We start from the raw sequence: 1,079 nt of genomic DNA on the forward strand, positions 1-1,079 counted from the left end.
ATCACTGTCGCGGCAGCCGCGGTTTTCCTGGCTGCCTGCGGAAAAAAAGAATCGGCACCGCCGCCGCAAACGCCGGAAGTCGGCGTCGTCACCGTCCAGCCGCAAGCCGTACCGGTCTTCACCGACCTGCCGGGCCGCACCAGCGCATTCCTCGTCGCGCAAGTGCGTGCACGGGTCGACGGCATCGTGCTGCGCCGTGAATTCACCGAAGGCACCGACGTCAAGGCCGGTCAGCGCCTCTACAAGATCGATCCGGCGCCGTACATCGCGGCGCTGAACAGCGCGAAGGCGACGCTCGCGAAGGCGCAGGCGAACCTCGTCACGCAGAACGCGCTGGTCGCGCGCTACAAGGTGCTGGTCGCCGCGAACGCGGTCAGCAAGCAGGACTACGACAACGCGGTGGCCACGCAAGGCCAGGCCGCGGCGGACGTCGCGGCCGGCAAGGCGGCGGTCGACACCGCGCAGATCAACCTCGGCTATACGGATGTCATGTCGCCGATCAGCGGCCGCGTCGGCATCTCGCAGGTCACGCCGGGCGCCTACGTGCAGGCGAGCCAGGCGACGCTGATGTCGACGGTGCAGCAGCTCGATCCAGTGTACGTCGACCTCACGCAGTCGAGCCTCGAAGGGCTGAAGCTGCGCCAGGACGTGCAGAGCGGCCGTCTGAAGACGAGCGGCCCGGGCGCGGCGAAGGTGTCGCTGATCCTGGAAGACGGCAAGACCTACTCGGAGCCGGGCAAGCTGCAGTTCTCGGACGTGACGGTCGACCAGACCACCGGCTCGGTGACGATCCGCGCGGTGTTCCCGAACCCGGGCCGCGTGCTGCTGCCGGGGATGTTCGTGCGCGCACGGATCGAGGAAGGCGTGAACGAGAACGCGTTCCTGGTGCCGCAGATCGGCGTCACGCACGACCAGAAGGGGCAGGCGATCGCGATGGTCGTGAACGCCAGCAACAAGGTCGAGCCGCGTCCGCTGAAGACGACCGGCATGCAAGGCCAGAACTGGATCGTGGAAGGCGGTCTGCAGGCGGGCGATCACGTGATCGTGCAGGGCGTCGACAAGGTGCGCCCGGGCGCGAC

General features: G+C 67.9%; 1 protein-coding gene. It reads left to right on the forward strand.

What is annotated here, in order from left to right; genetic code table 11:
• A partial coding sequence (locus CFB35_RS33885; protein WP_256940268.1) for an efflux RND transporter periplasmic adaptor subunit occupies positions 1-1,079 on the forward strand: 1,079 nt, incomplete at both ends.

The sequence above is a fragment of the Burkholderia sp. AU16482 genome (assembly GCF_002223285.1).
Classification (GTDB): Bacteria; Pseudomonadota; Gammaproteobacteria; order Burkholderiales; family Burkholderiaceae; genus Burkholderia; species Burkholderia semiarida.